Raw genomic sequence first — 26,957 nt, 5'->3', positions numbered from 1 at the left:
AAAATGACTTCAGAAATCCTTTCCACAACGCCAGATTCAGAAATTGTTACGACACGAGTTTTAAATTTTTCGCAAGAACTTGTTTTTAAAGCCTGGAGCGAGCCTAAACATTTAAAAAATTGGTGGGGACCGAATGGTTTCACCAATACTTTTCATGAGTTTGACTTTCGCGAAGGCGGAATATGGAAATTCACTATGCACGGTTCTGAAAAAGGAAACTATGAAAACGATGTCGAATTCATCAAAATAGAAAAACCGAATCTTATTGCCTGGAAACGCCATTCTAAACCACTTTTTCAAATATTAGCAACCTTTGATGCTCTTTCTGAAAATGAGACAAAAGTCGTTTTTAAAATGCTTTTTGAAACAAAGGAAGAATGTCAAAAACTTAAACCTTATGTTGTAGATAAAAATGAAGAAAATTTTGACAAACTAGAGATTGAATTATCAAAGATGAAATTGTAATTAATCTAAAAAATATGTGTCTAACTTATAATACAATTGGATGCCTGTATAATATACAATTCGAATTAATCAATAACAATATTGATGAATTTAGTTCTTTAAATGAATTAATCGATTTCCAAAAAAATTATAATTTCAAAAAACAAAAAATCGTATCAGAGCATAAAAAGATAGTAACTGATGAAATTAATTGTTTAGAAAATGAACTTTCAGAATTAGAAATTTCTATACCACAAAAAGTCATTAATTATAAACAACAATTAAGACAAAAACTTGATGATTTAAATCGAGAAATTGAGGAGCTTCCAAAAACCAACAACAAAATAATTCCTACTATAAAAGACTATTTGAACAATCTTATAATTAATGCACAATTTTGGTTTGTTCAATTTGTTTTTCCTATCAAAATTAAAATCTTTAAATATCAAGCAAAAAAAATACTTTTCAAAAAAGAAAGAACATCTGAATTACATTTCAGAAAACTTTCAAAATGTCGTAGATCAAAGTAGTTTTCAAGATTTACAAAAACTGGAAAGAAAAACCGAAACCATTAAAAAATTAAATAATACAATTTACGGAGCAATTGGTGAACATAAAGTAGAAAATATCCTTAAGAAACTATCTGATGACTACGTATTAATAAATGATTTTTGCTACACATTTGAAGTTCCTTTAAAAAACAAAGGAGATTTTATTAAATCCATTCAAATTGACCACCTTTTGATTTCTTCTTTTGGTATTTTTATAATTGAAACAAAAAATTGGAGCAATGATTCTATAGAAAATTTAGATTTAAGATCTCCTGTTGCACAAATTCTTAGAACTAACTTCGGTTTATACAAATTACTCGAAAGCCAAATGAACAAATCAGCTTGGAATTTAACGAGACAACACTGGGGCAATAGAAAAATACCTCTCAAAAATATTATTGTTTTTACAAACATTTCTCCAAAGGAACAATTCCAATTTGTAAAAATCCTAGGTCTAGACGAATTACTTTCTTACATTAAATATTTTAGCCCAAATTTTTCACCCCAAGAAACAAAAACAATTGCGGATTCTTTACTTGTTCTTTCAAAACAAAAGAAAATTCAATCGAAGCTGACCATCTAAAATTACATTTCATAAATAATTTTAAAATCATTAAAAAATCAAAAAAATAATCAATTGAAAAAACGATTGATTTTTATTCGTAATTTCGGTTTCAAATTAAAATTACAATTACAAAATGGCTTCATTTACAAAAGAAATATCTTTTCGCTGGTCAGATCTTGACCCTAATTTTCACGTTCGTCACAGTGCATATTACGATTTTGGTGCACAGCATCGTATCGAAATCCTTGAGGAATTAGGATTAACTTTAAAAGTAATGCAGACACAAGGTTTTGGACCTGTTTTATTTAGAGAAGAATGTGTTTTTAGAAAAGAATTAAAACTTTCGGATAAAATCTTCATTCACACCAAAACCTCAAAAATGAAAGCCGATGCTTCGCGCTGGTCAATAATTCATGAGTTTAGAAGAGAAGACGATACACTTTGTGCAACTATTACGGTTGACGGAGCCTGGATGGACACTAAACTGCGTAAACTGGCTTCTCCAACTCCTGAAATTGCGATTCAGGCATTGAGTATTTTCCCTAAAAGCGATGATTTTGTAGGGCTCTAAAACACTAATATTTTTAATTTGATGGCGGTTAATTAAACACATAGAAACATAGTTCTGTTTTTATCTAAAAAAGGAAATCAAAAGAAACTAGTTTCTAACACATAGCTATGTGTTTTATTAGGAGTGAAATGCCTTTGGTGAATGCAAAAATCTATGTCTCTATGTGTTTCAATTAATTTCACACAACAGGTAGATTTTTATCTTAACTTTATAAAATCCAAAAAGCAATATTCTATCATTTGTTTTTTGGATTTTTTTTCTCAAAATCAGAAATTATGATTGATTATATAAAAGATTTCAGAATAGGTATTTTTATAGCAATAATTGCAATAATTACAATCATTCTTGGCGCAATTACAGATCGTGTACTTCGTTATTTTTTATATAAAAAAGAAACCAATAAAGAGTATGATGCGACTGGTTTCAAGTTCCTAAAACATTTAATTATAACGATAATTTACATTCTGGGATTTGCTTTTGCGTTGATTCAGATTCCTGAATTTAAAATCATTGGGCATTCCTTTTTAGCGGGTGCCGGTGTTATTTCTCTTGTTGCCGGTCTGGCTTCTCAACAAGCTTTGAGTAACATTGTAAGCGGTATTTTTTTAGTGATTTTTAAACCTTTTAAAATCAATGATAAAATTACTATCAATAATTTTGTTGGAACCGTTGAAGATATAAATCTGCGACAGGTTGTTTTGAAAGATGCCGAAAACAACCGAATTATAATCCCGAATTCTGTAATCAGTGCACAGATTATTGTCAATACCAATATGCATGATACCAAATGCTGTAAAATAATCGAAATTGGGATCGGTTACGATTCTGACATGGAAAAAGCATTGGAGATAATGAAAGATGAAATAGCCAAACATCCCCTTTTTATTGATACCCGAACTGCTGAAGCCAAAAAAGAAAAAACTCCTTTGGTAGTTGCACGCGTAGTGGCTTTAGCCGATTCAAGCGTCAATCTAAAAGCTTGGGCTTGGGCAAAAAATTCTACAGACGGTTTTGTAATGTATTGTGATTTACTGCAAAGCATCAAAAAAAGATTTGACGAAAATAATATTGATATTCCATACCCACAGCGCGTTGTAACTTTAAAAAATAGCGATTTCAAAATCCCTGATCAAAAATAAAATAAATGAAATCTTCAGAAATAATTCCAATTCAGACTTTACACCTCTTCCCTATTCTGGATACTTTATTAATCGATCTTTTAAAATCATTAACAGAAGAAGAATGGAGTGCCCAAACTGTAGCAAAAAAATGGAAAGTTAAAGATGTTGCATCTCATTTATTAGATGGAAATTTAAGAGGATTATCGATTTCCAGAGATCGGTATTTTGGAGAAAATCCAGAAAACATTACTTCATACCAAGATTTGGTCGATTTCCTAAATCAGCTGAATATGACTTGGACGAACGCTACAAAAAGACTAAGTCCAACCGTATTAATTAGTTTACTGGAGAGCACCGGAAAAGAATATTCGGAACATTTACAAACATTAAATCCGTTTGAAGATGCGATATTTTCTGTGGCTTGGGCGGGACAGGAAACTTCGTTAAACTGGTTTCATATTGCTAGAGAATACACCGAAAAATTTCTGCATCAGCAACAAATTAGAGATGCGGTTGGAAAACCAGCTTTAATGACTAAAGAATTATTCCATCCATTTATCGAGATCTTTATGCAGGCGTTACCGCATACTTACAGGAATACAAAAGCTCCAATAAACACAATTGTGAAACTGATTGTTACATCAGAAATTGGCGGGGAATGGAACATCATTAAAAAAGAAAACAACTGGGAATTTATTAATTCTTTTGAAGGCGAAACGACTGCAACGGTAAAAATTAATCCGCAGGATGCATGGCTTTTATTTTCTAAAGGAATGTCACCAATTGATGTGCTTGAAAAAGTAGAAATTACGGGAGATAAAGACCTCGGAAGAGTTGCCCTCAACATTATTGCTGTAATGGCTTAATTATTAACTCAATCGCTTTTTTGTAATAACTTTAAGAATGTATTTTTTGGTTTTAAAAATGCATAGCGGTAATTTTATATCTCTTAATAAAAAACCGTTTTGAAATGAAAAACTTAAAACTCTTCATACTTTTATTGCCCGTTTTTTGTTTGGCACAAGAACAGAAAATCAAGCAATTAGACATTAATTTAACCAATTACGAATATCCTTTTCCTGTCCAGTTTTTAGAGTTAAGCAATCAGCGCCAAGCACTTAAAATGGCTTATATGGATATCAAACCAAGCAATTACAATAATAAAAATATTGTACTGCTTCACGGAAAAAATTTCAATGGCGCTTATTGGGAAACGACGATAAAAGCCTTAACAAAAGAAGGATTTCGTGTCATTGTTCCGGATCAGATTGGTTTTGGAAAATCGACAAAACCGGATAATTTCCAATATACTTTTCAGCAGTTAGCCCAAAACACCAAACAGCTTTTAGATCATTTAGGAATCCAAAAAACGACTGTTTTAGGTCATTCAATGGGTGGAATGCTCGCAACGCGTTTTGCATTATTATATCCTGAAACTACAGAAAAATTAGTTTTAGAAAACCCAATTGGTTTGGAAGACTGGAAACTAATTGTTCCGTACAAACCTGTTGACTGGTGGTACGAATCGGAATTGAAACAAAATTACGAGGGCATCAAAAAATACCAAATGGCCAATTATTATGACGGAAAATGGAATGCCGATTATCAAAAATGGGCAGAACTAGGAGCAGGCTGGACAACTGCTCCGAATTATGATCGTGTGGCATGGAACTCTGCTCTTTTGTATGATATGATTTTTACGCAGCCTGTTTTATATGAATTTAAAAATATTAAAAGTCCGACGCTTTTAATCATTGGAACAAGAGACAAAACGGCTTTAGGAAAACCTTTAGTTTCAGCAGAAATTAAGAAAACAATGGGGAATTATGCCGAATTGGGCAAAAAAACACAAAAGGCAATTCCGAATTCAAAACTGGTAGAAATTCCAAATACCGGACATTTACCACATATTGAATCTTTTGATCCGTTTATAAAATCATTAATCGTATTTTTGAAATAATATTTTTTTTGTTTGCCACGAATTACACGAATTTGCACGAATTTCTTTTTGATTTTGCCACAGATTAAAAAGATTAACACAGATTAAATCATTTTAATCTTTTTAATCTGTGGCAAAAGTTTAATTCGTGGAAATTCGAGTAATTAATGGCAAAAAAACCTAACCTAAAACTATATAAATATGTTTACAATAGATCAAATAAAAGAAGCACATGCTAAAGTAAAAACTGGAGCAGATTTTCCAAATTATATTCAGGACTTAATCATTTTAGGCGTTAAAGGATATGACACTTATGTTCACGATGGAAGTGTTGTTTATTACGGCTTAAATAATTATACCGCTGAAGCCGAAGAAAAATACCCTGAAATAAAAGTAGCCAATTTTCCAAATAAAGAACTTTTTATAGAAAATCTGGTAAAACATCAGCATGGCGAAACCGATTATATGACTTTCTGTAATCATTGCGCACAATGTGGAATTGCAAAATGGCGTGTAGATATTGTCGAAATGACCTGCACTTATTTTGACAAAGCTGAAAATGAAATTTTGATCGAAAAAATTCCAAGCTAATCTGTATTACTTTGATGACTATTTCTAACCAAAACCTTCAAACCACTATCAAGAGAATTATTTTCATTTTTATGTTAGCCATTTCTTTCTTTGGCTTTTCTCAAAATAAAAACGAAAAACCAAAATTTAAAGTTATTGCTTTTTATACCGCCAAAAACGATCAGGCACACATCAGCTTTGTTCACGAAGCCAATAAATGGTTTCCCAAACTGGCAGAAGAAAATCATTTTCAATACGATTCAACCAGCAATTGGGATAATCTAAACGCGAAATTTTTAGCCCAATACAAAGTCGTTTTATTTCTGGACACACGTCCTGAAAAGAAAGAACAGCGCGAAGCTTTTCAGAAATATATGGAAAATGGCGGTGGTTTTATCGGATTTCATTTTGCTGCTTTTGCTTTGAATAACTCAAGTTACAATCAGGATTGGAACTGGTACCACAATACTTTTTTGGGATCCGGCGAATATGGCAGTAATACCTGGAGACCTACTTCGGCAGTTTTACGAGTGGAAAATCAGCATCCTGTTACTAAAAATCTGCCAAAGACTTTCAGTTCCGCTCCAAACGAATGGTATCGCTGGTCTAATGATTTAACTAAAAATCCTGATATCGAGATTTTACTAGCTATCGACGAATCCAGTTTTCCCTTAGGAACAGGACCAAAACAACATGAAATCTGGCACAGTGGTTATTATCCGGTTGTGTGGGCTAATAAAAAATACAAAATGTTGTACGTAAACATGGGACACAATGATATTGATTATGAAGGCAAAACCAACAAAACATTATCGTACACCTTTGAAAACAAAACACAAAGTCAAATGATTCTGAATGCATTGCTTTGGCTCGGTAATTCAAAAAAACAATAAAATGTCAACTTCTATTTCTCCAATAATTTCTGCTGAAGAATTATACAAGCTAAATCTTTCTGAAATCATTTTAATTGATGCCAGAGGGGGTTCGAATGCTTTTGACGTTTATCAGAAAGAACATCTAAAAGGCGCCCGTTTTGTAGATTTAAATCTGGATTTGGCTTTAGTTCCAGAAAATCCTGCAAATGGAGGAAGACATCCGTTACCAACTATAGAGCAATTTGCAGAAACTCTTTCAAATTTGGGAATTTTGCCATCTGAGCATATCATTGTTTATGATGATAAAAATGGTTCTAATTTCGCTGCACGATTCTGGTGGATGATGCGTGCTGTAGGACACGAAAGAATTCAGGTATTAAATGGTGGTTATCAAACAGCATTACAAAATGGCTTTCCAACTAATTCGGGGACTGAAACATTCTCAAAAACAACTTACCCGATTAAAGAATGGCAATTACCACTAGCTGATATTGAAGAAGTCGAAAAAGCACGTAAAAACGATCAAAATCTTGTCATTGATGTTCGGGATAAAAACAGGTTTGATGGACTGACAGAACCGCTGGATTTAATCGCCGGACATATTCCCGGCGCAATAAATGTTCCGCTAACTGAAAATTTGGATGAAAACGGATTCTTTAAATCTGCTGAAGAATTAGCTCAAAAATACAAATCCGTAATTGGAGATAAAAAAGACGAAAACATAATCGTACATTGCGGATCTGGAGTTACAGCTTGTCACACCCTATTAGCAATGGATTATGCAAGACTTCCAATTCCGAAATTATATGTCGGATCGTGGAGCGAATGGTCCAGAAATGACCGCGAAATGGTAACAAAAAAATTAGAATAAAATAATATTTAGCCACTCCCGATGTCTATCGGGATTAATAGATTAAAAAAATGCGTTGCCACGAATTACACAAATTTTCACGAATTATAATTAATAAAAAATTTGTGAAAATTTGTGAAAATTCGTGGCTAAAAAAATCACTTTAATCTGTGAAATCTGTGGCAAAAAAATAATATAAATAAAAATTACAATGCAACACTGGGATATACTTTTATCTAATCAGGTAAATAAAAAAAAGCTAATAGACAACATATTAAACGGCGAAGCAAATGGAGAATTAGCCATTTTTAACACTCAAAAAGGAATACTGTTTTCTGATATTGCAATCGAAAAATTCATCGAAAAAGAATTTCAATACGACAGCGTAGAAGCTTCAACTACTTCAAACAGACAACTCAGAACGTTTTCTTCAGGCGAACGCAAAAAAGAGTTTTTAAAATACTGTATCAATCAAAAACCGGATTTTATCATTTTCGATAATCCGTTCGACCATTTAGATCAGGCGTCAAGAGTAATTTTAGCCGACTCATTAAAAGATCTGACGAATGATATTGCCATTATTCAGCTTTTAAACCGTACAGTTGATGTATTAGAATTTGTTCCCAACAAAGCACAGATCAAAGACAATACATTTGAACTGCATCCATTCGTAAAAAGCGAAAATCATTTCAAAACCTTAAATACAACTGCAATTCCAAAAGCAACCGAAGTCCATACTTTTCCTGACAATGAATTAATCAGAATGGAAAATGTTTCGGTAAGTTATGACGATAGAAAAATTCTCGACAACATTTCATGGACCATCAAACAAGGAGAATTCTGGCAGTTAATTGGTCCAAACGGTTCCGGAAAAAGCACTATTTTATCCTTAATTACAGGAGATAACCCAAAAGGTTTTGGACAAAATTTATTTTTATTCGGAAGAAAAAAAGGAACCGGAGAAAGCGTTTGGGACATCAAAAAACAAATCGGCATTTATACGACTGCCATGATGGATTTGTTTCAGAAAGGTCATACTTTGGAACAAATGATTCTTTCAGGTTTCTTTGACCAAATCGGACTTTATACAGAACCTACAACACACCAAAAAAATATCGTGACGCAATGGCTGGAAGTAATCGAAATGACACATTTGCGTAAAAAACGTTTCATTGATCTTTCAATCGGTCAGCAAAGAGTTGGATTAATTGTTCGTGCCGTTTTAAAACACCCGCCATTATTAATTTTAGACGAACCCGTAGAAGGCTTAGACGACGAAAATGTAGATTTGGTAATTCAGTTAATCAATACTATTAAACAAGAAACAAACGTTTCTATTCTGTATGTTTCACATAGAATTGAACAAGGCCTTGCTCCTACTTCAGTATTCGAACTTCTACCATCTGAAACAGGCTCAACTGGACAAATAAAATATCATTCCGAATTAAATTAAATGAAAACAAAATTTACAGTATTTCTTCTTTTACAACTAATCTTGATTTCATGTTCCAGCGCCATTTCAACAGCAAAAAAAGAATATAAAATCACCAAAGCTTCTCAATTCAAATCACATTGCGATTTAAATGAATGGTTTCTGAAAAAAGATACCTTAATCGGACATGGAGTACCGTTGCATTGGGGAGTAATGGAATCTAAAAAACGACTTCCCAAAAATTATGAAATCGATTTTAAAGTCAACATGATTGAAGAATCCTTATTTGAAATCATGCTCAATTTAAATAAAGGAAAATACATTAGAACTTACTTATACCAAATTGACCAGAACATAGTAATTGGAGACGGTGTCTATGATAAAAAAGACGATTCGTATGGCAAAAGAGGTGGGAAAACATTGTTTAGAAAACCAATGCAATTAGAAAACAACAAATGGTATAATGTAAAAATTAAAGTCTTAAACAATCAATTATTCTTTTCTGTAGATAATAAAACAACGTTAGAATGTTCTCTTGAAAAAAGCAATCTAAGCCAAAAAGGAAAACTAGGTTTCATAACCAACGGAGAAGTTAAAATAACCGATTTAGCAATCAAATCACTATAATAATTAAATTAATAGGGACAAAATATCCCTTGTTAATATTCTAACACAAAGCATATCCGTAGAGGCGCACTGCAGTGCGTCTCCGCAACGAATATTCACAATACGTTAGACGCACTGCGGTGCGTCTCTACAGAAAATTGCAACGAAAAATTATGGTAAAAACAAAAAAGCTCCAAAAAAGGAGCTTTTTCTATATTCTTTAATCTATTCTCTATTTTCTAAAAAATTAATTCTCATCGTCAGTATTATGCGATTTCACATAATTACGCCATTTTTCGATACACTCTTTAAAATCGTCTGGCAATTCCGTATCAAAACGCATCATTTCTCCCGTATTTGGGTGAACAAATCCAAGCGTTTTCGCATGAAGTGCCTGACGAGGTAAAGCTTTAAAACAATTTTCGATAAACTGTTTGTATTTCGTAAAAGTCGTTCCTTTCAAAATCAAATGACCACCATAACGTTCATCATTAAATAACGGATGACCAATATGCTTCATGTGTGCACGAATCTGATGTGTTCTTCCAGTTTCCAGTTTACAAGAAATCAAAGTCACATAACCAAAACGTTCCAAAACTTTATAATGCGTAATAGCAGGTTTTCCAATTTCAGGATCATCAAAAACTGCCATTTGCATACGGTCTTTTAAATGTCTGGCAAGGTTTCCTTCAATTGTACCACTTTCTTGAGCAACATTTCCCCAAACCAAAGCAATATATTCTCTTTCGGTGGTTTTAGCTTCAAACTGTTTTGCCAAATGCGTCATAGCAGCTTCCGTTTTGGCAACAACCAAAAGTCCGGAAGTATCTTTATCAATTCGGTGCACCAAACCTGGACGTTCGCTGCTATTCATTGGCAAATTATCAAAATGATGCGCCAAAGCATTTACCAAAGTTCCGGTATAATTTCCGTGACCTGGATGCACAACCATTCCTGGTTCTTTATTAATCAATAAAAGAGCATCATCTTCATAAACAATATTCAACGGAATATCCTCAGGAAGAATATGGTTTTCAAATGGAGGATGCGACAACATCACGGTTATCACATCAAAAGGTTTTACTTTATAATTTGATTTTACCGGAATATCATTGACAAAGATATTTCCGTTCGTTGCCGCATTCTGAATTTTATTTCGCGTGGCATTCGGAATCAAATACATTAAATATTTGTCAATACGCAAAAACGCCTGACCTTTTGGAACTTCAAATCTGTAATGCTCAAATAATTCGTCTTCCAGATCTAAATTTTCTTCAATATTATTGTTCATCTTGTGGGGTTTCTACAGGCACTGCAGTACTGTCTGCCTGGCTATCATCTACATAACTTGCTTTTCCGTCACCTAAAACCAAATCGATTTTAGACGCTTTCAAAACACGGTCTCCTACTTTTAAATTTCTGCCTTTTAAACGCATTTCCAAAACCATATCTTTTCCAAGGTTCGGAATATACGTAATTGTTCCCGGCTCAAGTCCTAACGCTTTTAACGTTGGTACCGCTTCACGATATGTTTTTTCAATTAAATCAGGAATTTTAACAGAAGAAAAACCTGACGCATTAATCTTAATATAAATCTTTCTTCCCACTTTTACCATTGTTCCAGGAAGCGGATCCTGCTCTACAACACTATATTTTGGGTATTCACTTCTGTAATCAACACTATCCAATAGAACGTAGTCCAAATCCAATTCGTCCAATTTATTTTCAACTTGCTCCTCAGTTAATTTAGACAAATTCGGAACCTCGATTTCGTGTCCATGATCGGTCGTAAAAGTCAACCAATGCATAAATAAATAACCAATTGCCGCGATAATGGCTGCGGCCGCAAGCAATTGCAAGAAAAAAACTCGGCTTGTTAAATACTTTCGTAAACTCATAAATTTATTTTTAATAGCGACAAAGATAAAGTATTTCGTTTCAAAAAAAATGATAATTTTGTTTAAAACAAAGAACTTTGGAATATGGATTTTTTTAAATTCCTCATTTCAATTTTCTGGAGCTGTTTCCTGCTATCCGCTGTATCTTTTGCGCCGAACCCCGGCACAAAAGGATGCCGCTTCTATCAGGGCTAGAACTCTCGGTTTCATAAGAACGTTATTTATTTAAAAATCATATATCAAATAAAGTTTCAAAACAGATTTAAACGATTTTTCGCTAAACCTGAAACTTGAAACAAATTAAAACCTGAAACAAAAACATGAAAAACATTGCCATCATCATGGGCGGCTATTCCAGCGAATACAAAATATCATTAATCAGCGGGAATGTCGTGTATCAATATCTTGATAAAACAAAATACAACGGATTCCGAATCCATATTTTTAAAGAAAAATGGGTTTATGTAGACGATAAAGATGCCGAATTCCCAATTGATCGAAATGACTTTTCTGTAACGGTAAACGGCGAAAAAATCACTTTTGACTGTGTTTTCAATGCTATACACGGAACTCCTGGTGAAGACGGATTAATGCAGGCTTATTTTGAATTAATCGGCATGCCACAATCTTCTTGCGATTATTATCAATCGGCTCTGACATTCAATAAAAGAGATTTATTATCAGTTTTAAAACCATACGGAATCAAAACTGCGGTTTCTTACTATTTGAACAAAGGAGACGAAATCAATACAGCTGAAATCGTTAAAAAAGTAGGATTGCCATGTTTCGTAAAACCAAACAAAGCAGGTTCAAGTTTCGGAATTTCAAAAGTAAAAACTGAGGCTGAACTTCCAATTGCAATTGAAGTAGCTTACAAAGAAGACAACGAAATCATCATCGAGAGTTTCCTTGACGGAACTGAGGTTTCTGTAGGTGTAATCAATTACCAAGGCGAAATTAAAGTTCTTCCAATTACAGAAATCGTTTCAGACAATGATTTCTTTGATTACGAAGCAAAATACGAAGGAAAATCACAAGAAATCACGCCAGCAAGAATCTCTGACGAACTAACTAAAAAAGTAGCAGATACAGCAAAACGTGCTTACGAAGTTTTAAAAATGAAAGGGTTCTCAAGAAGCGAATTCATTATCGTAAATGACGAACCTCATATGCTTGAAATGAATACTATTCCAGGTTTAACAACAGAAAGTTTGATTCCGCAGCAAGCAAAAGCAGCAGGGATTTCTCTGGAAGATTTGTTTACAAACGCAATTGAGTTAGCTTTAAAATAAGTCACTAAGATACTAAGGTGCTAAGATTCTAAGGTTTTAGCACCTTATTTTTTACAACTGTCAGATTTAGCGATCTGATAATAACCTTTGAACCTTTGTAACTCTGCACTTTTGAACCTCTAAAGAAAAAAAATGAAACAAATCTTTGAATGGGACAGACTCTTTTTTAACAGCTTACCGGAAACGTTTATTCTGGAAGTAATATTCCGTTCAACAGTAATGTTTACGATTTTATTACTGACTTTAAAACTGGCAGGAAAAAGAGGTGTCAAACAATTGTCAATTTTTGAAACTGTAATTATTATTGCATTAGGCTCTGCTGCGGGCGATCCAATGTTTTATGAAGATGTCGGGATAGTCCCTGCTGCCATTGTTTTTACAGTAATTATTATTTTGTACAGAACCGTAACCTGGCTGACAGGCAAAAGCAAAAAGTTTGAAGAATTTATAGAAGGCAAGACCGAATGTTTAATTAATGATGGGAAATTCTCAATATCCAGTTTTAGGAAAGAAAGCTTAGCACAAGATGAGTTTTTTGCAGAACTGCGTATCAAATCAATTGAGCATTTAGGACAGGTAAAACACGCTTTTATAGAAACCAGCGGCGAAATCAGTGTCTTTTATTATCCGGACGAAAAAGTAAAACACGGCTTACCCATTTTACCTTCCTTATTTAACGCAAAAAGCAAATTTATTCCCGCTGATGGAATCTATGCCTGTTCTTTCTGTGGTCATACGCAAGAAGTAACAATAGGAACAGCAAACTGTGAAATCTGCAAAAAAGATGAATGGGTAGAAGCAATCAACACCAAAAGAATAACCTAACATATAAACCTCAAACAAAGCTTCGATTAATTTCTAAAAACTTTGCGCCTTTGCGTCTTTGTAGCTTTGAACCTTAAAAAGAAAATAAAATGCGAAAAGCTATATTCCCGGGATCATTTGACCCTATTACACTTGGACACGAAGACATTATCAAAAGAGGAATTCCTTTATTTGATGAAATTGTAATTGCAATTGGTGTCAATGCCGAAAAAAAATACATGTTTTCATTAGAAGAAAGAAAACGTTTTATTGAAGAAACTTTCAAAGACGAACCAAAAGTTTCGGTGATTACTTATGAAGGATTAACAATTGATTTAGCTAAAAAAGAAAAAGCCAATTTCATTTTAAGAGGTCTTCGCAACCCGGCTGATTTCGAATTCGAAAAAGCCATTGCACACACCAACAGAAAACTCTCGAAAATAGAAACCGTTTTCTTGTTGACTGCTGCAAGTACCTCTTTTATCAGTTCAAGCATTGTCCGTGATGTATTGCGTCATGGAGGAGAATATGAACAATTGGTTCCGAAAGCCGTTAGAGTAAAAGAAAAATAACCTAAAAAAAAGGTTCTTGAAATACATAGATTTGTGCTTCAAAAAATTACAATTATCCAACGGTTCCAATAATTTTTAAACCTGAGCATAAACTTGCAAGCGAAGTAAATTATAAGTAATTTCGCATTTTTAAAATAAACACCAAAAAATGAGTATCGAAAGAGAATTGAGCAAACGAAGTGGCGGTAAATGCGAGCTTTGTGGTGCTGAAGAGAATTTAAAAGTTTATCAGGTACTGCCAACAAAAAAAGGCGGAATTGATGAAGCTATATTAGCCTGTAATACCTGTATTGACCAAATTGAAAATCCGGACAACGTCGATTTAAATCACTGGAGATGCCTTAATGACAGCATGTGGAACGAAAATATTCCGGTTCAGGTTGTGGCCTGGAGAATGTTAAGCCGTATGCGCGCTGCCGGATGGCCTCAGGAATTATTAGACATGATGTATCTGGAAGAAGATATTCTCGAATGGGCAAAAGCAACCGGAGAAGGTGAAGATGACGAAAATAAACTGGTTCACCGTGACAGTAACGGCGTAGTACTACAACACGGAGATTCTGTTGTTTTAATCAAAGATCTTAAAGTAAAAGGATCGAGCATGGTTGCCAAACAAGGAACCGCTGTGAGAAACATTCGTTTAGACCACGAAAACGCTGAATATATTGAGGGAAAAGTTGATGGACAGCAAATTGTGATTATTACACAGTATGTGAAAAAGATTTAATTTAAAAGATGCTGAGGTTCTAAGTTACTAAGATTCTAAGATTTTAGTCTTAACCGCAAAGCACGCAAAGATTTACGCGAAGTTCGCAAGGGTTTTGTTAGCGCAAAGCTTTGCGAACTTTGCGCTTTTTAAAAGCCTCACAAATAAAAAAACTTAGCGCCCTTTGCGGTAAAATTTAAAGACAAAGTTTATCAACTTAAAACCTGAGACTTGAAACACAAAAAAAGCCCGTTCAGTTTATGAACGGGCTTTTTAAATATTATTCTCTTAGAAAATTATTTTTGGAATAATTTATTGATTTGATCTTTTACGAATGGCTCAGAAACGTTGTTTGTTGCAGCATCTCTTTCTTTACCAGAAACCATAAACTGAACTGTAGCCTTGTCCGGAACAACATTTCCTGTGTAGTGTAACCAAATGTAGTTGTTAGGTAACTCTAATTTGATATCGTACAACGGAGAAGCTGTAAATCCGCCCATGATAATGTTGTATAAAGAGTTATAAGCATTATCGATGTTTTTGAATGAAAATTTTCTCAAAGTCGAATCATCATCACTTTGAACGATAGTGTAATACACAGTGTATTCGTCACCAATTTTCTGAATGTAATTATTATTTACTTTTCCTAATTTTTCTACAGGAACTGTTTCTAGTACCTTAACCTGTGCAAACGAAATAAAAGTAAAAAACAATGCGGCAAGAGTAATAATCTTTTTCATATAGTATTTGGGGTTACAATTTTACGAACACAAAAAAACATAGAAATATTGAAAAAACACCTATCAATTCGTTATTTTTTTAACATAAAATTGTAAAACTTAGCCACACAACTCTAAACTATTGAAATACAATAAAATAAACAACAAAAATTAAAATTACAAATTCCAATCTTCATACTACATCTTGCTTCTCGTATCTATCCTCTTAATTATCTAAAATCAATACTTAGCTCTTTTCTCTTCTTCTACTTTTTTGATGACATTTCGGGCAACTTCAATTTTAAACTTCTTGCCTTTCATCTTTTCGTCCTTGATATTTTTCAAAAGGTCTTTTACTTTATTGTATTTAACTGCCGCAAACGAAACAAAATCTTTTACTTCAATTAAACCTAAATCGTCTTTTTCCAGTTTTCCTTTTTGAGAAAAGAAACCAACAATATCGAATTTATTCAGTTTTGTTTTCTTCCCGCCACTGATGTAGATAGTCTGAAATTGTGGTGGTTTTGGCAGCGAAATATTTCCTTCAACATCCAAAACATCCATTTCATAATCAATGTAGTCCAATTGTTTTTCACTTTCATGAATGATAATATATGCAGTTCCCGTTGCCTGCATACGAGCTGTACGTCCGTTTCTATGCGTAAATTCGTCTTCTTTTAAAGGTAAGTGATAATGAATAACGTGTTTCATTTCCGGAATATCCAAACCTCTGGCTGCCAAATCGGTTGTCACTAAATAGGTTACACTTCCGTTTCTAAACTGAATTAAAGCACGCTCCCGCTCTTCCTGATCCATACCACCATGATAATACACAGAATAGATTCCTTTTTCGTTTAAAGTATCACTAATACGCTCTGCAGCATCACGATGGTTACAGAAAATAATAGCCGATTCTGATTTCAATGAACAAATTAAATTGAACAAACTCTGTAATTTATCTTTAGCTGGCGAAAGCACCATTTTCATCGAAAGGTTTTCTTTTTCCTCTTCTTCTGGAATAAAATCTAAAACAGTCGGATTTACAACTTTGGTGTATTTCGGAATCTCAATATCGGATGTAGCAGAAACTAAAACTCTTTTATTGACTTTCGGTAATCTCCCGATGATAAAAGACATCTGCTCATGAAATCCCAATTGAAGCGATTTATCAAACTCATCTAAAATCAAAGTCTGAATTTTATCTGTTCTGAAAGTTTCTCTGTCAATATGATCTGCAATTCTTCCAGGTGTTCCAATTAAAACTGCGGGAGGATTGCTTAAATTTTTAATTTCAGTGTCAATTGAATGTCCGCCGTAACAAATATTGACTTTGTATGGCGTTCCCATTTTTTTCCAAACCTGCTCAATCTGAAGCCCCAATTCACGTGACGGAACCAAAATTAAACACTGTACCGATAAAATCTCAGGCTGCAATAATTCCAAAACAGGAAGCAAAAACGCCAGTGTTTTTCCAGATCCTGTTGGAGAAAGCAATAAAGTGTTATTATCGTGAAGAATGACCTCTTTTGCAGTTTCCTGCATTTCGTTTAGGTTTTCGATTCCTAAATTGGAAAGTATATCGTTGGAATGGTGTTTTTTGTTCATTTTGCAAAAGTAGATAAAATAGTTGGCAGTGTAGAGTTTTTAGTATTCAGTTTACAGTCACAGTTACAGTTTTCAGTCGCGAGAAAATGTTTTTTGCCACAAATTGCACAAATTTCCACTAATCAATTCGTGTTAATTCGTGAAATTCGTGGCTAACTTTTTAAATCTAAATTTCTCTATATTTGATTCCTTTAAAAACCAAAACCATGAAACTTTTTACATTTCTCTTCTCACTTCTAACTATAACTATTACTGCGCAAAACAATAAAAAATACGATACGTTTTTTGAGAAAGGAAATGGTAATCAATCGGCTTCTTATCAGGAAACGATTGCTTATTGGAAAATGCTGGCGAATGATTTTCCGACGATTCAAATAAAAGAAATGGGACTGACGGATTCCGGCGAACCTTTGCACATGATTACCTTTAATCCTGATAAGGAATTCGATTTTGACAAAATTCAGGAAACCAAAGCGGTTCTATTTGTAAATAACGGAATCCACGCAGGAGAACCAGATGGAATCGACGCTACAATGCAATTTTACAGAGATTTAGTGACAGGGAAAATGAAAGCGCCAAAAAACACTGTTTTGGTTACGATTCCTGTCTACAATATTGGCGGGGCTTTAAACCGAAATTCGACAACGCGCGCCAATCAGGACGGTCCAGAAATTTATGGTTTTAGAGGAAATGCGAGAAACTATGATTTGAATCGTGATATGATGAAATCGGATACGCGAAATACTAAAAGTTTTATTGAGATTTTCCAAAAAATAAATGCTGATGTTTTTATTGACAATCATGTGAGTAATGGTTCTGATTACCAATACAAACTGACTTATATCATGACAGAGCACAATAAACTAGGGAAAGTTTTAGGCGATTTTATGAATAACGAAATGATGCCAGCTTTGGTAAAAGATCTTCAGAAAAAGAAAATTGAAACTACACCTTATGTCGATTCGTTTAAAGATACTCCCGACAAAGGTTTCGGTCAGTTTGTAGACAGTCCACGATATACAACGGGTTATACTTCGCTGTTTAATACGATTGGTTTTGTAGTTGAAACCCACATGCTGAAAAAATATGCCGAACGTGTAAAAATGACTTATGAATACATGAAATCGACTTTGGATTTTACCGATTCGAATTACCAAAAGCTAAAGGATTTAAGAGTAAAGAATTTAGAGCAGTATCAGCCTAAAAAATCCTATACTTTAAAATGGGAATTAGACAGTACAAAAGCAACTACTTTTTCGTTTTTAGGATATGAAGCAGGTTACAAAAAAAGCGAAGCTACAACCGGAAATCGTTTGTATTATGACAGAACAAAACCTTATAAAAAAGACGTTCCGTACATTAAAGAATTTAAATCGGCTAAAGAAGTGGTGATTCCAACGGCGTATATTATTCCAAGAGGTTATTGGAATATTATTGAGCTTTTGAAAAACAATAATATCTCGCTTAAACAAATTAAAAACGACACCATTATAGAAGTTGAAAGCTACAGAATTGCGGATTTTAAAACGGTTCCGTCTGCATACGAAGGACATTATTTACATAGAAATACAACAGTAACGTCTAAAATCATTAAAATGGCTTTCGCCAAAGGAGATTACATTATTCCAACCAACCAAAAAGGTGTAAAATATCTTCTAGAAGCTTTTGAACCAGAAGGCGTTGATTCGTTTTTTAACTGGAATTTCTTCGATCCTATTTTACAGCAAAAAGAACATTATTCTGAATATATTTTTGAAGATACGGCTGGACAACTTTTAAAAGAAAACCCATCTTTGAAAGCAGAATTAGAAGCTAAAAAACAAAATGATTCTGCTTTCGCGACAAACGCCGAAGCGCAGTTGGATTGGATTTACAAACATTCTGTTTATTATGAAAAGGCGCATATGCAGTATCCTGTTTATCGATTGCTTTAGTTTTTTTGATAGCGCATATTTTTTAACGCAAAGAACGCTAAGATTTTTTTGGATTTGATTGGGTTTGGCTTCTGATAAGAACGCAAAGCTTTGTGTGCCGAACTTTCTCGAAAATTAACTAAAACAAAATACGATCTAATAAAAACCAATTATGAAAATTCTAAAACTTATCATTCTTTTTCTAACGATTATATTTTCTAACAGTACATTATTTGCTCAAAAAAATGAAGAACAAATAATACAAGCCATTGCTTTTGAAACGAATAAAATTGTTTTAAATAATAAACACGCATACAATTATACCAAAGAGGGAAATAACTTTATAATTTTAAACTTAAGCAATAAAGAAATTATAAAAGGTGAAATTACTTCCATTGGAGATGGAAAATTCTCTAGTATTATAACTTTCCTTCCATCCGGGAAACAATTTTCAAACAAAAAAATTATAGGACGAAATGATTTAATTTTTGTCTTCGCTAAATATAATATCATTAAAGAAGATTTTTCAATCGACGAAACAAGACTTTCTAGTTTTATAGAAAATTACAATGAGCTTAAATAAAATCTTGTTTCTAACAAATCTCAAAGTAATTTCAATAGCCCCTGGCTTTAGCCAGGGGAACAAAGTACGAATTGAAAAAGGCTTTAGCCAAACTTTCACAGATTTGGCTAAAGCCTTTTTCTTTCTTAAAATTTTATCATCCAGCTAAAGCTGGACGCAATTCATTTTTTATCCAAAAGCAAAACAAATTACACTTAATACTTTTCTTACTTATTCCAAAAATCATATATTTGAAAACTTCAGTAACAATCAAACCCGGATAATGAGAAATAAAAATATTGACGATTATACCCTCTTTAAAGTTTTGTATGCTTATTTGGTCAACAAACAAAGCCACAGATCCATACAAAGGGAGATTTTGGGTATTCCTGCAAACGCAAACGGAGGCGGATATGTTACGATGGATATTCTGCATCATTTTAATATCAGAAACGAACACAAAGGTTTGCTTGGTAAAAACTACGATAACATTTCGGTTTTAGATGAAAAGGCAAGACAACTTATTGAAAATTTTATCGAAACCATACGTGAAGCTAAAAATCTGATTGAAAGAAAACCAATAAATCCGAATAAAAAGGATACTGACAAAAATGCAACGGTTAAAGTAAGAGTATATCAGGATGTTTTAAAAGAATATTTGCTGGAAAATTACAATCATAAATGTGCTTTTTGCGAAATTGATCAACCCGAATTATTAATTGCGAGTCATATTGTTCCCTGGAGTGTTGACAAAACAAAACGTTTAGAGTTAGAAAATTGTATTCTTTTGTGCATTATGCATGATAAGCTCTTTGATAAAGGTTTTATAACCCTAAACGAAAACGATGTTCTGGTTTCTAAAAAACTAAAACAAAGTGTAAAATGTCATACTTCAGATCTTTCTTTTAGAAAACCATTACAAAATTCTCCTAAAATTGAATATTTGAAATGGCATCAGGAGTTCATTTTTAAAAAATAGTCTGTTATACAACTTTTATATTTAACTACTATTTTTCTCACTTATTTCAAAAGTCTTATATTTGAAAACATCAATTTTAAAATTCTAAAAAATCATAACAAAATGGGACTATTCAACAATCTTTTTAAAAAGAAAGAAGAAAATACAGCTTCAACTACTAATCAACAAAATAACAGCAAACACTTTACTTCTGAGAATGATTTTTTAGAAAAATATGGCGCTTTGGCTTTAGAAAAACAAAGAAATCTTTATGATGTAACCGGCGGACTTTCCTGGAATGTGAATATGGACAGTGAAGAAATAACTTTTGGAGAGAATCTTACATTTCCAATGCAGGTTTTAGGATCTTTTTCGCATTCTTCTGAAACCTGGCTTTGGCTTTGGGAAAATAAAGCGGGTGGTTATGCAGAATCTGTTATGAAACAGGCGCTTATATTAAAACAATACGGCGAAGAAAATAATATCGATTTACTGACCGTTGGTAAATTTGACGCCGTACCTAACGATTTACATTTAATTGGAATGATTGCTACTGAAATGTTTGACGGAAGCGGTTATTATCTCGGCAATTACGGTCAGGGAACGATGGTCGTTACCATTAAATCTGATATAATTGATAAAGTTGAAAGCGAAGAATTCTCCAGAATTTTAACGGTTTTTCCGGAACTGATTTCAACATTTGAGATTCAGAATCACAAAAATGCTTTTACCAATTATTTATCTCAAAAAGGTTACGAACTGACTTCAAACGGAAATGAAGTTAAAGCAGAAAAAAACGGAAATATTATTAATGCCGTTTTTAATGAAGATAATCTTTTGACAAATCTAAGTGGTAATAACTCTTAAATTAGAATGACTAAATAATCTAAAAAGTTCTTTTGAAACCGATTGCCCGCGTGAGGGATAGAGCCAAGCTACCGAAGTAGCGGCGAAAGCCCGACAGCAATAAAAAAAAGACCCAATGAACGCAAAGTTGATTGGGTCTTTTTTTTATTGGTGGCACGCCCTAATCTAAGATACTGAGATACTGAGATTCTGAGATGCTAAGGTTCTAAGTTTTTTTTAAGATTCTAAGTTTTCTTTTTTGGTCTTGAAATCTACCGGAACGCTTTTATCTTCTTCGAATAATAATTTGATGTTTTCGTAGGAGTTTTTAAGTGCTTCTTTGATTTGTTCCGGGTTTAACCAGGCTACTTTTTCGATTCCTTCTTCTAATTGTCCGTGTGGTGTTCCTTCAAAATCTGAGAACATTTCGAACCAATGCGTGATTTTGAGTTTGTATTTTCCGTTACGTTTAAAGATATGATAGGTTTTCTGAAGTTTATTGGTTATCCTTAACTGATTAACTCCGGTTTCTTCTTCGACTTCGCGCATAGCGGTCGTTTCAATGTCTTCTCCCTTCTCTATTCCGCCTTTAGGTAAGTCCCATTTTCCGTTTCTAAAGATAAACAGAACCTCACCTTTCTTATTATAGACAAAGCCTCCGCCCGCTTTATTCACAGGAATTTTGGCTTTTAGGGTTTTCATTATTTCACTTTCATCTGGATGATATAGAATCGCTTTTTGAATTTTATTCTGAAAAATTTTTATGATAAGCTGTTCGATATCAATACTCTCCAACAAGAACAATTGAAAATCTGTTTCCTTTGAGATTTCATTTGTCAAAAAAAGTGGTTTGTCGTTTACAAAAACTTTATACATTTGTACTATGATTTTTAATAAAGATACTGCCGAAAAAACAGCCGAATTGCTTTTGCAAATAAATGCAATTAAATTGAATCCCGAAAATCCTTTTACATGGGCTTCTGGTTGGAAATCTCCTATTTACTGTGATAATAGGTTAATTCTTTCATTTCCGAGCATCAGAAACTATGTTCGTGATGAATTTGCCAAAAACATCGAAAAACAATTTGGAAAACCTGATGTAATCGCCGGCGTTGCTACCGGAGCCATTGGAGTTGGAATTTTGGTTGCCGAAAGTTTAGGTCTTCCGTTCGTATATGTACGTCCAGAGCCAAAAAAACATGGTAGACAAAACCAAGTAGAAGGTTTTTTACAAAAAGGACAAAATGTTGTTGTTGTTGAAGATTTAATTAGTACTGGAAAAAGCAGTTTGATGGCTGTTGAAGCTTTAAGAAGTGAAGGTGCAAATATTAAAGGAATGGCAGCAATCTTTACTTACGGTTTTGGTGTTGCTGAAGAAAATTTTAAAGAAGCGAATATTGATTTATTTACTTTAAGCAACTACGAAAACTTATTAGACTTAGCAGTTCAAAAACAATACATTACAGAAGATCAGCAATCGACTTTACTGGAATGGAACGAAAGTCCATCAACGTGGGGACAGGAATAGATTTTAGATTTTCTAAAAGTAGCACTGCTCTTATTTTGGAATTTATTTCAAAGTTTCAGCTTTGCGAACTTAAATAAAGTCAAAGTAAAACAAAAAAAGACCTTGCGTCCTTTGCGGTAAAAAAACATTTGCGGTAAAACATTTGCGGTAAAAAATAAAAAAACAAAAAACAATATGAACTTAGAAAGTCCAAAAGTTACTGTTCAGAAATCAGCTCAGGATTTATTCGACCAACTGACTGATGTTAAGAATTTCGAAAAACTAATGCCGGATAACATCGCTAAATTTGAAGTGACTGGCGAAGATGCTTTTATTTTTGGATTAAAAGGCATGCCGGAAATCAAATTGAAAATGAAAGATAAAGTGGCTCCAAACAAAATCGTTTTGGGTGCTGCAAGTGATAAACTTCCGTTTACACTAACTTCAAATATTGATACTGTTTCTGAGTCAGAAAGTGCGGTTCAGTTGTTCTTTGAAGGAGAATTCAATGCTATGATGGCCATGATGGTTAAAGGTCCTATCAGTAAGTTTATTGAAACTTTAGCAAACAATATGAACAAACTTTAATAATGGTGAATTATTAATGGTGAATTATAAATGAAAGTCTGATTTAACGATCAGGCTTTTTTTTGTTTTTGCCACGAAGGCACTATGGCACAAAGTTTTTTTATATCTCACGCAGATTTGGCTGATTGAGCAGATTTTTTTCCGTAAACTCGCAGATTTTTTCACGCAGATTTAAAAAGATTTAAGCAGATTAATTTTATCATAAACTTTGCGTCTTAGCGCCTTTGTGGCAAAAAAAAGCTTAGCATCTTAGCACCTCAGAACCTTAGCATCTTAGTAAAGCATTTTAACTTCCTTAATCTCAAATTCGGCAATCGAATCATTTTCTAGCAAAACCTGTAGTTTTCCTATTGGAGAAACGCCCTGAATAATTCCCATAAAATCCCGGTTACTATTATCTCTAAACGCTGTTGGAATTCCTTTTTTAAATAGAAAATTAAAATAATCGTCCCAAAAAGTTTTTTCTGAGGTATTCCACAATTGAATTTTCTCTTTTAACTTTTCTACGATTAAAACTGTCAACTCTTCTTTATCGAAAGATTGACCTGAAATTACTGACATAGAAGAAGCTGTTGGCAATTCGTTAAAATCAGTTTGATTGACATTAATTCCGATTCCGACAACTGACACTATTCTGCCATCACTTTTGATAGTGTTTTCGATAAGTATGCCAACTATTTTCTTATTGTATGACAGAATGTCGTTTGGCCATTTAATACAAATATCAGGAATATTTAACATTTTTAAAACCTCTGAAACAGCCAGAGAAACAGCAATACTCAAATTAAAAACGTCATCGTTATTAAACAGAAAATCTTTAACCAAAACGCTCATAGTTAAGTTCTTACCGGCTTCAGACTTCCATACACCTCCAACTTGTCCCTTGCCTTTTGTCTGATTTTCAGCTGTTACCGTTGTAAAATTCTCCAGTTCATCCTGACTTGATAAGGCTTTTAAGAAGTCATTTGTCGAATCTATGGCATCGAGTTTGATTAGTCTCATTAAATAATTTAAATATCTTAATTTAATATTTTGTTAAGGTTCAAAAATAATCACAAAATTTGGTAACTTTACAAATTCACATATAAAATAATTCATGGCGAAAAAGACGATTAATAATGATGTTCTACTGGCGAACATAATCAAAGGGATTGAGGAAGTAAAAGGAAATGATATCGATATTCTTGACTTAAGAGAAATAGATACAGCTGTATGCGACTATTTTGTAATTTGCAACGGTAGTTCCAACACCCAAGTTAACGCCATCGTAAACTCAATTCAAAAAACAGTATCAAAAGACTTAAAAGATAAACCTTGGCACGTAGAAGGTACAGATAATGCAGAATGGGTTTTAATGGATTATGTACACATTGTGGTACACGTTTTCCAGAAACATATTCGCGAGTATTACAACATCGAAAGCCTTTGGGGCGATGCCAAGATCACTACAATCGAAAACAAATACTAAAGAAACTTTCACTAAATGGCTAAAGATAATAATCCAAATCCGAATAAATTTAAAATAAGTCCTTGGTTAATATACACCGCAATACTTTTAGTTTTTTTATTCATAAGTTTTGCCACAGGAGGATCGAGCTTAAGCGAACCAGCTCAATTAACTTCTTCTAAATTCAATACACTTTTAGAAAAAGGCCAGATTGACAAAGTTATTGTATTCAACAAAGCTGAGGCTGAAGTATATTTAAATGCTGCGGCTCTTAAAGACCCGGCTAATAAAAAAGTAGCTGAAGATATTTTCAAACAACCAAACAAAGGCCCACATTATACTTTGGAAATTGGTAATGATCAAATTTTTCAGACTAAATTAGAGAAAGCAGTTAGCGAAGGAAAATTAAAAGATTTCAACTTCCTTCAAAAAAATAACTGGAGCGATATTTTAATCAGCTTACTACCTATCATCATCATTGTGGGTGTATGGATTTTCATTATGCGTAAAATGTCTGGCGGAGGTGCTGGCGGAGGCGGACAGATTTTCAATATCGGAAAATCAAAAGCTAAATTATTCGATGAAAAAACAGACATCAAAACAACATTTAAAGATGTTGCAGGTCTGGAAGGTGCTAAAGAAGAAATTCAGGAAATTGTTGAATTTCTTAAAAATCCGGAAAAATACACTAATCTTGGAGGTAAAATTCCAAAAGGAGCTTTATTGGTAGGCCCTCCGGGAACTGGTAAAACCTTATTAGCAAAAGCTGTTGCTGGTGAAGCTCAGGTACCATTCTTCTCTTTGTCAGGTTCTGATTTCGTTGAAATGTTTGTTGGAGTTGGTGCTTCACGTGTTCGTGATTTATTCAAACAAGCAAAAGAGAAATCTCCTGCTATCATTTTCATCGATGAAATCGATGCTGTTGGTAGAGCGAGAGGAAAAAGCAATATGTCTGGCGGAAATGACGAAAGAGAAAACACTTTGAACCAATTACTAACAGAAATGGATGGTTTTGGTACAAATTCTAACGTAATTGTATTAGCTGCAACCAACAGAGCTGATGTTTTAGACAAAGCTTTAATGCGTGCCGGACGTTTTGACAGACAAATTTTTGTTGACTTACCAGACATTAGAGAAAGAGCTGAAATCTTTAAAGTACACTTGGCTCCTATCAAAAAAGTAGAAGGTCTTGACTTAGATTTCTTAGCAAAACAAACACCTGGTTTCTCCGGAGCTGATATCGCTAACGTTTGTAACGAAGCTGCGCTTATTGCTGCACGTAATAACAAACCAGCAGTTGACAGACAAGATTTCCTTGATGCTGTAGATAGAATTATCGGTGGTTTAGAAAAGAAAAACAAAATCATCACTCCAGAAGAGAAAAGAGCAATTGCAATTCACGAAGCTGGTCACGCTACTGTTAGCTGGATGTTAGAGCATGCTGCACCGCTTATTAAAGTAACAATTGTTCCTCGTGGTCAAAGCTTAGGAGCTGCATGGTACTTACCCGAAGAAAGACAAATCGTGAGAACAGATCAGATGTTAGACGAAATGTGTGCTACAATGGGTGGTAGAGCTGCTGAAAAAGTAACTTTTGACAGAATTTCTACCGGAGCATTAAGCGATTTGGAAAAAGTAACCCGTCAGGCGCGTGCAATGGTAACGATCTACGGATTAAACGATAAAATCGGAAACGTTACGTATTACGATTCAACGGGACAAAGCGAATACAATTTCTCTAAACCGTATTCTGATGAAACAGCAAAAATTATTGATGCTGAAATTTCAGAATTAATCGAAGGTCAATACCAGAGAGCAATTCAGATATTAGAAGAAAACAAAGACAAGTTAAATCAACTTGCTGATATTCTGATTGAAAAAGAAGTAATCTTTAAAGATGACTTAGAAAATATATTTGGAAAACGAACTTTTGACAAAAATCTTGAGGAAGTAGTTTCATAAATAATTACGAAATACGTAATAATTTTTCAAAATCTTAATTCAAAACACCCTTTT

General features: G+C 33.6%; 29 protein-coding genes. 23 read left to right on the top strand and 6 right to left on the bottom strand.

Going from position 1 to position 26,957, the window contains the following annotated elements; translation table 11 throughout:
- Positions 1-3 precede the first annotated feature (3 nt).
- From HYN56_RS14360 to HYN56_RS14310, 11 genes are all read left to right on the top strand, one after another.
- Positions 4-465, top strand: coding sequence for an SRPBCC family protein (locus tag HYN56_RS14360; RefSeq protein ID WP_109192805.1), 462 nt, complete (start codon positions 4-6; stop codon positions 463-465).
- 366 nt (positions 466-831) lie between these two features.
- Complete coding sequence (locus tag HYN56_RS14355; RefSeq protein WP_109192804.1) at positions 832-1,578, top strand: nuclease-related domain-containing protein; 747 nt, start codon at positions 832-834, stop codon at positions 1,576-1,578.
- A gap of 115 nt (positions 1,579-1,693) precedes the next feature.
- Entirely contained in the window at positions 1,694-2,131 is a 438-nt protein-coding gene (locus HYN56_RS14350; RefSeq protein WP_057122622.1) for an acyl-CoA thioesterase, read from the top strand.
- 275 nt (positions 2,132-2,406) lie between these two features.
- Positions 2,407-3,270, top strand: coding sequence for a mechanosensitive ion channel family protein (locus HYN56_RS14345; protein WP_109192803.1), 864 nt, complete (start codon positions 2,407-2,409; stop codon positions 3,268-3,270).
- A 5-nt stretch (positions 3,271-3,275) separates the two neighbouring features.
- Positions 3,276-4,118 carry a maleylpyruvate isomerase N-terminal domain-containing protein gene (locus tag HYN56_RS14340; protein ID WP_109192802.1) on the top strand — a complete coding sequence of 281 codons (843 nt, stop codon included), beginning with the start codon at positions 3,276-3,278 and terminating at the stop codon, positions 4,116-4,118.
- A 104-nt stretch (positions 4,119-4,222) separates the two neighbouring features.
- Entirely contained in the window at positions 4,223-5,212 is a 990-nt protein-coding gene (locus tag HYN56_RS14335) for an alpha/beta fold hydrolase (RefSeq protein WP_109192801.1), read from the top strand.
- Between the two features lie 180 nt (positions 5,213-5,392).
- Positions 5,393-5,782, top strand: coding sequence for a DUF1398 domain-containing protein (locus HYN56_RS14330; protein ID WP_109192800.1), 390 nt, complete (start codon positions 5,393-5,395; stop codon positions 5,780-5,782).
- Positions 5,783-5,796: 14 nt separating this feature from the next.
- Positions 5,797-6,654 carry a ThuA domain-containing protein gene (locus HYN56_RS14325; RefSeq protein ID WP_109192799.1) on the top strand — a complete coding sequence of 286 codons (858 nt, stop codon included), beginning with the start codon at positions 5,797-5,799 and terminating at the stop codon, positions 6,652-6,654.
- Position 6,655: 1 nt separating this feature from the next.
- Entirely contained in the window at positions 6,656-7,507 is an 852-nt protein-coding gene (locus HYN56_RS14320) for a sulfurtransferase (RefSeq protein WP_109194810.1), read from the top strand.
- A gap of 190 nt (positions 7,508-7,697) precedes the next feature.
- Positions 7,698-8,939: an ATP-binding cassette domain-containing protein gene (locus tag HYN56_RS14315; protein WP_109192798.1), complete on the top strand. Its 1,242-nt coding sequence runs from the start codon at positions 7,698-7,700 to the stop codon at positions 8,937-8,939.
- Positions 8,940-9,545 (top strand): hypothetical protein, encoded by a 606-nt coding sequence (locus tag HYN56_RS14310; protein WP_109192797.1) that lies wholly within the window; start codon positions 8,940-8,942, stop codon positions 9,543-9,545. It abuts the gene before it with no gap.
- Between the two features lie 226 nt (positions 9,546-9,771).
- Here the strand turns inward: HYN56_RS14310 and HYN56_RS14305 are convergent, their stop codons facing one another.
- Positions 9,772-10,815 (bottom strand): RluA family pseudouridine synthase, encoded by a 1,044-nt coding sequence (locus HYN56_RS14305; RefSeq protein ID WP_109192796.1) that lies wholly within the window; start codon positions 10,813-10,815, stop codon positions 9,772-9,774.
- A complete protein-coding gene (locus tag HYN56_RS14300; RefSeq protein WP_109192795.1) occupies positions 10,805-11,422 on the bottom strand; it encodes a PASTA domain-containing protein in 618 nt (205 codons plus the stop codon). The genes HYN56_RS14305 and HYN56_RS14300 overlap by 11 nt, the downstream gene beginning before the upstream one ends.
- 320 nt (positions 11,423-11,742) lie before the next feature.
- Between HYN56_RS14300 and HYN56_RS14295 the strand changes: the two genes are divergently transcribed.
- From HYN56_RS14295 to HYN56_RS14280, 4 genes are all read left to right on the top strand, one after another.
- On the top strand, positions 11,743-12,714 hold the full coding sequence (locus tag HYN56_RS14295; protein ID WP_091491056.1) for a D-alanine--D-alanine ligase: 972 nt from the start codon (positions 11,743-11,745) through the stop codon (positions 12,712-12,714).
- A gap of 132 nt (positions 12,715-12,846) precedes the next feature.
- Positions 12,847-13,539, top strand: a complete 693-nt coding sequence (locus HYN56_RS14290; RefSeq protein ID WP_109192794.1) for a DUF421 domain-containing protein — start codon at positions 12,847-12,849, stop codon at positions 13,537-13,539.
- An 89-nt stretch (positions 13,540-13,628) separates the two neighbouring features.
- Positions 13,629-14,090 carry a pantetheine-phosphate adenylyltransferase gene (gene coaD / locus HYN56_RS14285; RefSeq protein ID WP_091491061.1) on the top strand — a complete coding sequence of 154 codons (462 nt, stop codon included), beginning with the start codon at positions 13,629-13,631 and terminating at the stop codon, positions 14,088-14,090.
- A 148-nt stretch (positions 14,091-14,238) separates the two neighbouring features.
- A complete protein-coding gene (locus tag HYN56_RS14280) occupies positions 14,239-14,817 on the top strand; it encodes a PhnA domain-containing protein (RefSeq protein WP_109192793.1) in 579 nt (192 codons plus the stop codon).
- Positions 14,818-15,092: 275 nt separating this feature from the next.
- Here HYN56_RS14280 and HYN56_RS14275 read toward each other — a convergent pair whose 3' ends face one another.
- Both HYN56_RS14275 and HYN56_RS14270 read right to left on the bottom strand, forming a co-directional pair.
- Positions 15,093-15,536: a hypothetical protein gene (locus HYN56_RS14275; RefSeq protein ID WP_109192792.1), complete on the bottom strand. Its 444-nt coding sequence runs from the start codon at positions 15,534-15,536 to the stop codon at positions 15,093-15,095.
- A 219-nt stretch (positions 15,537-15,755) separates the two neighbouring features.
- Entirely contained in the window at positions 15,756-17,120 is a 1,365-nt protein-coding gene (locus HYN56_RS14270) for a DEAD/DEAH box helicase (protein WP_109192791.1), read from the bottom strand.
- Positions 17,121-17,326: 206 nt separating this feature from the next.
- On the opposite strand from HYN56_RS14270, the gene HYN56_RS14265 reads away from it, so the two are divergent.
- The 4 genes from HYN56_RS14265 to HYN56_RS14245 all read left to right on the top strand — a co-directional run bounded on the left by HYN56_RS14265 (position 17,327) and on the right by HYN56_RS14245 (position 21,420).
- Positions 17,327-19,054 (top strand): M14 family metallopeptidase, encoded by a 1,728-nt coding sequence (locus HYN56_RS14265; RefSeq protein WP_109194809.1) that lies wholly within the window; start codon positions 17,327-17,329, stop codon positions 19,052-19,054.
- Positions 19,055-19,205: 151 nt separating this feature from the next.
- Positions 19,206-19,616 carry a hypothetical protein gene (locus HYN56_RS14260; protein ID WP_109192790.1) on the top strand — a complete coding sequence of 137 codons (411 nt, stop codon included), beginning with the start codon at positions 19,206-19,208 and terminating at the stop codon, positions 19,614-19,616.
- A gap of 262 nt (positions 19,617-19,878) precedes the next feature.
- On the top strand, positions 19,879-20,574 hold the full coding sequence (locus HYN56_RS14250; RefSeq protein ID WP_109192788.1) for an HNH endonuclease: 696 nt from the start codon (positions 19,879-19,881) through the stop codon (positions 20,572-20,574).
- Positions 20,575-20,676: 102 nt separating this feature from the next.
- A complete protein-coding gene (locus tag HYN56_RS14245) occupies positions 20,677-21,420 on the top strand; it encodes a DUF6882 domain-containing protein (protein ID WP_109192787.1) in 744 nt (247 codons plus the stop codon).
- A 216-nt stretch (positions 21,421-21,636) separates the two neighbouring features.
- Here HYN56_RS14245 and HYN56_RS14240 read toward each other — a convergent pair whose 3' ends face one another.
- Positions 21,637-22,275, bottom strand: a complete 639-nt coding sequence (locus tag HYN56_RS14240; protein ID WP_109192786.1) for an NUDIX hydrolase — start codon at positions 22,273-22,275, stop codon at positions 21,637-21,639.
- 7 nt (positions 22,276-22,282) lie between these two features.
- Between HYN56_RS14240 and pyrE the strand changes: the two genes are divergently transcribed.
- Both pyrE and HYN56_RS14230 read left to right on the top strand, forming a co-directional pair.
- Positions 22,283-22,927: an orotate phosphoribosyltransferase gene (gene pyrE, locus HYN56_RS14235; RefSeq protein WP_071637185.1), complete on the top strand. Its 645-nt coding sequence runs from the start codon at positions 22,283-22,285 to the stop codon at positions 22,925-22,927.
- 174 nt (positions 22,928-23,101) lie between these two features.
- Positions 23,102-23,494: an orotate phosphoribosyltransferase gene (locus tag HYN56_RS14230; protein WP_109192785.1), complete on the top strand. Its 393-nt coding sequence runs from the start codon at positions 23,102-23,104 to the stop codon at positions 23,492-23,494.
- 273 nt (positions 23,495-23,767) lie between these two features.
- Here HYN56_RS14230 and HYN56_RS14225 read toward each other — a convergent pair whose 3' ends face one another.
- Positions 23,768-24,496 carry a biotin--[acetyl-CoA-carboxylase] ligase gene (locus HYN56_RS14225; RefSeq protein WP_109192784.1) on the bottom strand — a complete coding sequence of 243 codons (729 nt, stop codon included), beginning with the start codon at positions 24,494-24,496 and terminating at the stop codon, positions 23,768-23,770.
- 94 nt (positions 24,497-24,590) lie between these two features.
- On the opposite strand from HYN56_RS14225, the gene rsfS reads away from it, so the two are divergent.
- On the top strand, positions 24,591-24,962 hold the full coding sequence (gene rsfS / locus HYN56_RS14220) for a ribosome silencing factor (RefSeq protein WP_007809313.1): 372 nt from the start codon (positions 24,591-24,593) through the stop codon (positions 24,960-24,962).
- Positions 24,963-24,977: 15 nt separating this feature from the next.
- Positions 24,978-26,903 carry an ATP-dependent zinc metalloprotease FtsH gene (ftsH, locus tag HYN56_RS14215; RefSeq protein WP_109192783.1) on the top strand — a complete coding sequence of 642 codons (1,926 nt, stop codon included), beginning with the start codon at positions 24,978-24,980 and terminating at the stop codon, positions 26,901-26,903.
- Positions 26,904-26,957 lie beyond the last annotated feature (54 nt).

It is taken from the genome of Flavobacterium crocinum (assembly GCF_003122385.1).
Classification (GTDB): Bacteria; Bacteroidota; Bacteroidia; order Flavobacteriales; family Flavobacteriaceae; genus Flavobacterium; species Flavobacterium crocinum.
The sequence above is the reverse complement of the archived record's forward strand: the minus strand, read 5'-3'. Positions and strand labels throughout refer to the sequence as shown.

What these genes read in the sequence shown, in the direction of transcription:
- HYN56_RS14330 (WP_109192800.1), top strand. Translation starts at nt 5,393, where the DNA reads ATGTTTACAATAGATCAAATAAAAGAAGCACATGCTAAAGTAAAAACT.
- HYN56_RS14310 (WP_109192797.1), top strand. Translation starts at nt 8,940, where the DNA reads ATGAAAACAAAATTTACAGTATTTCTTCTTTTACAACTAATCTTGATT.
- HYN56_RS14320 (WP_109194810.1), top strand. Translation starts at nt 6,656, where the DNA reads ATGTCAACTTCTATTTCTCCAATAATTTCTGCTGAAGAATTATACAAG.
- HYN56_RS14295 (WP_091491056.1), top strand. Translation starts at nt 11,743, where the DNA reads ATGAAAAACATTGCCATCATCATGGGCGGCTATTCCAGCGAATACAAA.
- HYN56_RS14250 (WP_109192788.1), top strand. Translation starts at nt 19,879, where the DNA reads ATGAGAAATAAAAATATTGACGATTATACCCTCTTTAAAGTTTTGTAT.
- HYN56_RS14350 (WP_057122622.1), top strand. Translation starts at nt 1,694, where the DNA reads ATGGCTTCATTTACAAAAGAAATATCTTTTCGCTGGTCAGATCTTGAC.
- HYN56_RS14265 (WP_109194809.1), top strand. Translation starts at nt 17,327, where the DNA reads ATGAAACTTTTTACATTTCTCTTCTCACTTCTAACTATAACTATTACT.
- pyrE (WP_071637185.1), top strand. Translation starts at nt 22,283, where the DNA reads ATGATTTTTAATAAAGATACTGCCGAAAAAACAGCCGAATTGCTTTTG.
- HYN56_RS14345 (WP_109192803.1), top strand. Translation starts at nt 2,407, where the DNA reads ATGATTGATTATATAAAAGATTTCAGAATAGGTATTTTTATAGCAATA.
- rsfS (WP_007809313.1), top strand. Translation starts at nt 24,591, where the DNA reads ATGGCGAAAAAGACGATTAATAATGATGTTCTACTGGCGAACATAATC.
- HYN56_RS14335 (WP_109192801.1), top strand. Translation starts at nt 4,223, where the DNA reads ATGAAAAACTTAAAACTCTTCATACTTTTATTGCCCGTTTTTTGTTTG.
- HYN56_RS14290 (WP_109192794.1), top strand. Translation starts at nt 12,847, where the DNA reads ATGAAACAAATCTTTGAATGGGACAGACTCTTTTTTAACAGCTTACCG.
- HYN56_RS14275 (WP_109192792.1), bottom strand. Translation starts at nt 15,536, where the DNA reads ATGAAAAAGATTATTACTCTTGCCGCATTGTTTTTTACTTTTATTTCG.
- HYN56_RS14305 (WP_109192796.1), bottom strand. Translation starts at nt 10,815, where the DNA reads ATGAACAATAATATTGAAGAAAATTTAGATCTGGAAGACGAATTATTT.
- HYN56_RS14245 (WP_109192787.1), top strand. Translation starts at nt 20,677, where the DNA reads ATGGGACTATTCAACAATCTTTTTAAAAAGAAAGAAGAAAATACAGCT.
- HYN56_RS14280 (WP_109192793.1), top strand. Translation starts at nt 14,239, where the DNA reads ATGAGTATCGAAAGAGAATTGAGCAAACGAAGTGGCGGTAAATGCGAG.
- HYN56_RS14360 (WP_109192805.1), top strand. Translation starts at nt 4, where the DNA reads ATGACTTCAGAAATCCTTTCCACAACGCCAGATTCAGAAATTGTTACG.
- HYN56_RS14260 (WP_109192790.1), top strand. Translation starts at nt 19,206, where the DNA reads ATGAAAATTCTAAAACTTATCATTCTTTTTCTAACGATTATATTTTCT.
- HYN56_RS14315 (WP_109192798.1), top strand. Translation starts at nt 7,698, where the DNA reads ATGCAACACTGGGATATACTTTTATCTAATCAGGTAAATAAAAAAAAG.
- HYN56_RS14355 (WP_109192804.1), top strand. Translation starts at nt 832, where the DNA reads ATGCACAATTTTGGTTTGTTCAATTTGTTTTTCCTATCAAAATTAAAA.
- HYN56_RS14270 (WP_109192791.1), bottom strand. Translation starts at nt 17,120, where the DNA reads ATGAACAAAAAACACCATTCCAACGATATACTTTCCAATTTAGGAATC.
- HYN56_RS14340 (WP_109192802.1), top strand. Translation starts at nt 3,276, where the DNA reads ATGAAATCTTCAGAAATAATTCCAATTCAGACTTTACACCTCTTCCCT.
- HYN56_RS14325 (WP_109192799.1), top strand. Translation starts at nt 5,797, where the DNA reads ATGACTATTTCTAACCAAAACCTTCAAACCACTATCAAGAGAATTATT.
- HYN56_RS14225 (WP_109192784.1), bottom strand. Translation starts at nt 24,496, where the DNA reads ATGAGACTAATCAAACTCGATGCCATAGATTCGACAAATGACTTCTTA.
- HYN56_RS14230 (WP_109192785.1), top strand. Translation starts at nt 23,102, where the DNA reads ATGAACTTAGAAAGTCCAAAAGTTACTGTTCAGAAATCAGCTCAGGAT.
- HYN56_RS14300 (WP_109192795.1), bottom strand. Translation starts at nt 11,422, where the DNA reads ATGAGTTTACGAAAGTATTTAACAAGCCGAGTTTTTTTCTTGCAATTG.
- HYN56_RS14240 (WP_109192786.1), bottom strand. Translation starts at nt 22,275, where the DNA reads ATGTATAAAGTTTTTGTAAACGACAAACCACTTTTTTTGACAAATGAA.
- coaD (WP_091491061.1), top strand. Translation starts at nt 13,629, where the DNA reads ATGCGAAAAGCTATATTCCCGGGATCATTTGACCCTATTACACTTGGA.
- ftsH (WP_109192783.1), top strand. Translation starts at nt 24,978, where the DNA reads ATGGCTAAAGATAATAATCCAAATCCGAATAAATTTAAAATAAGTCCT.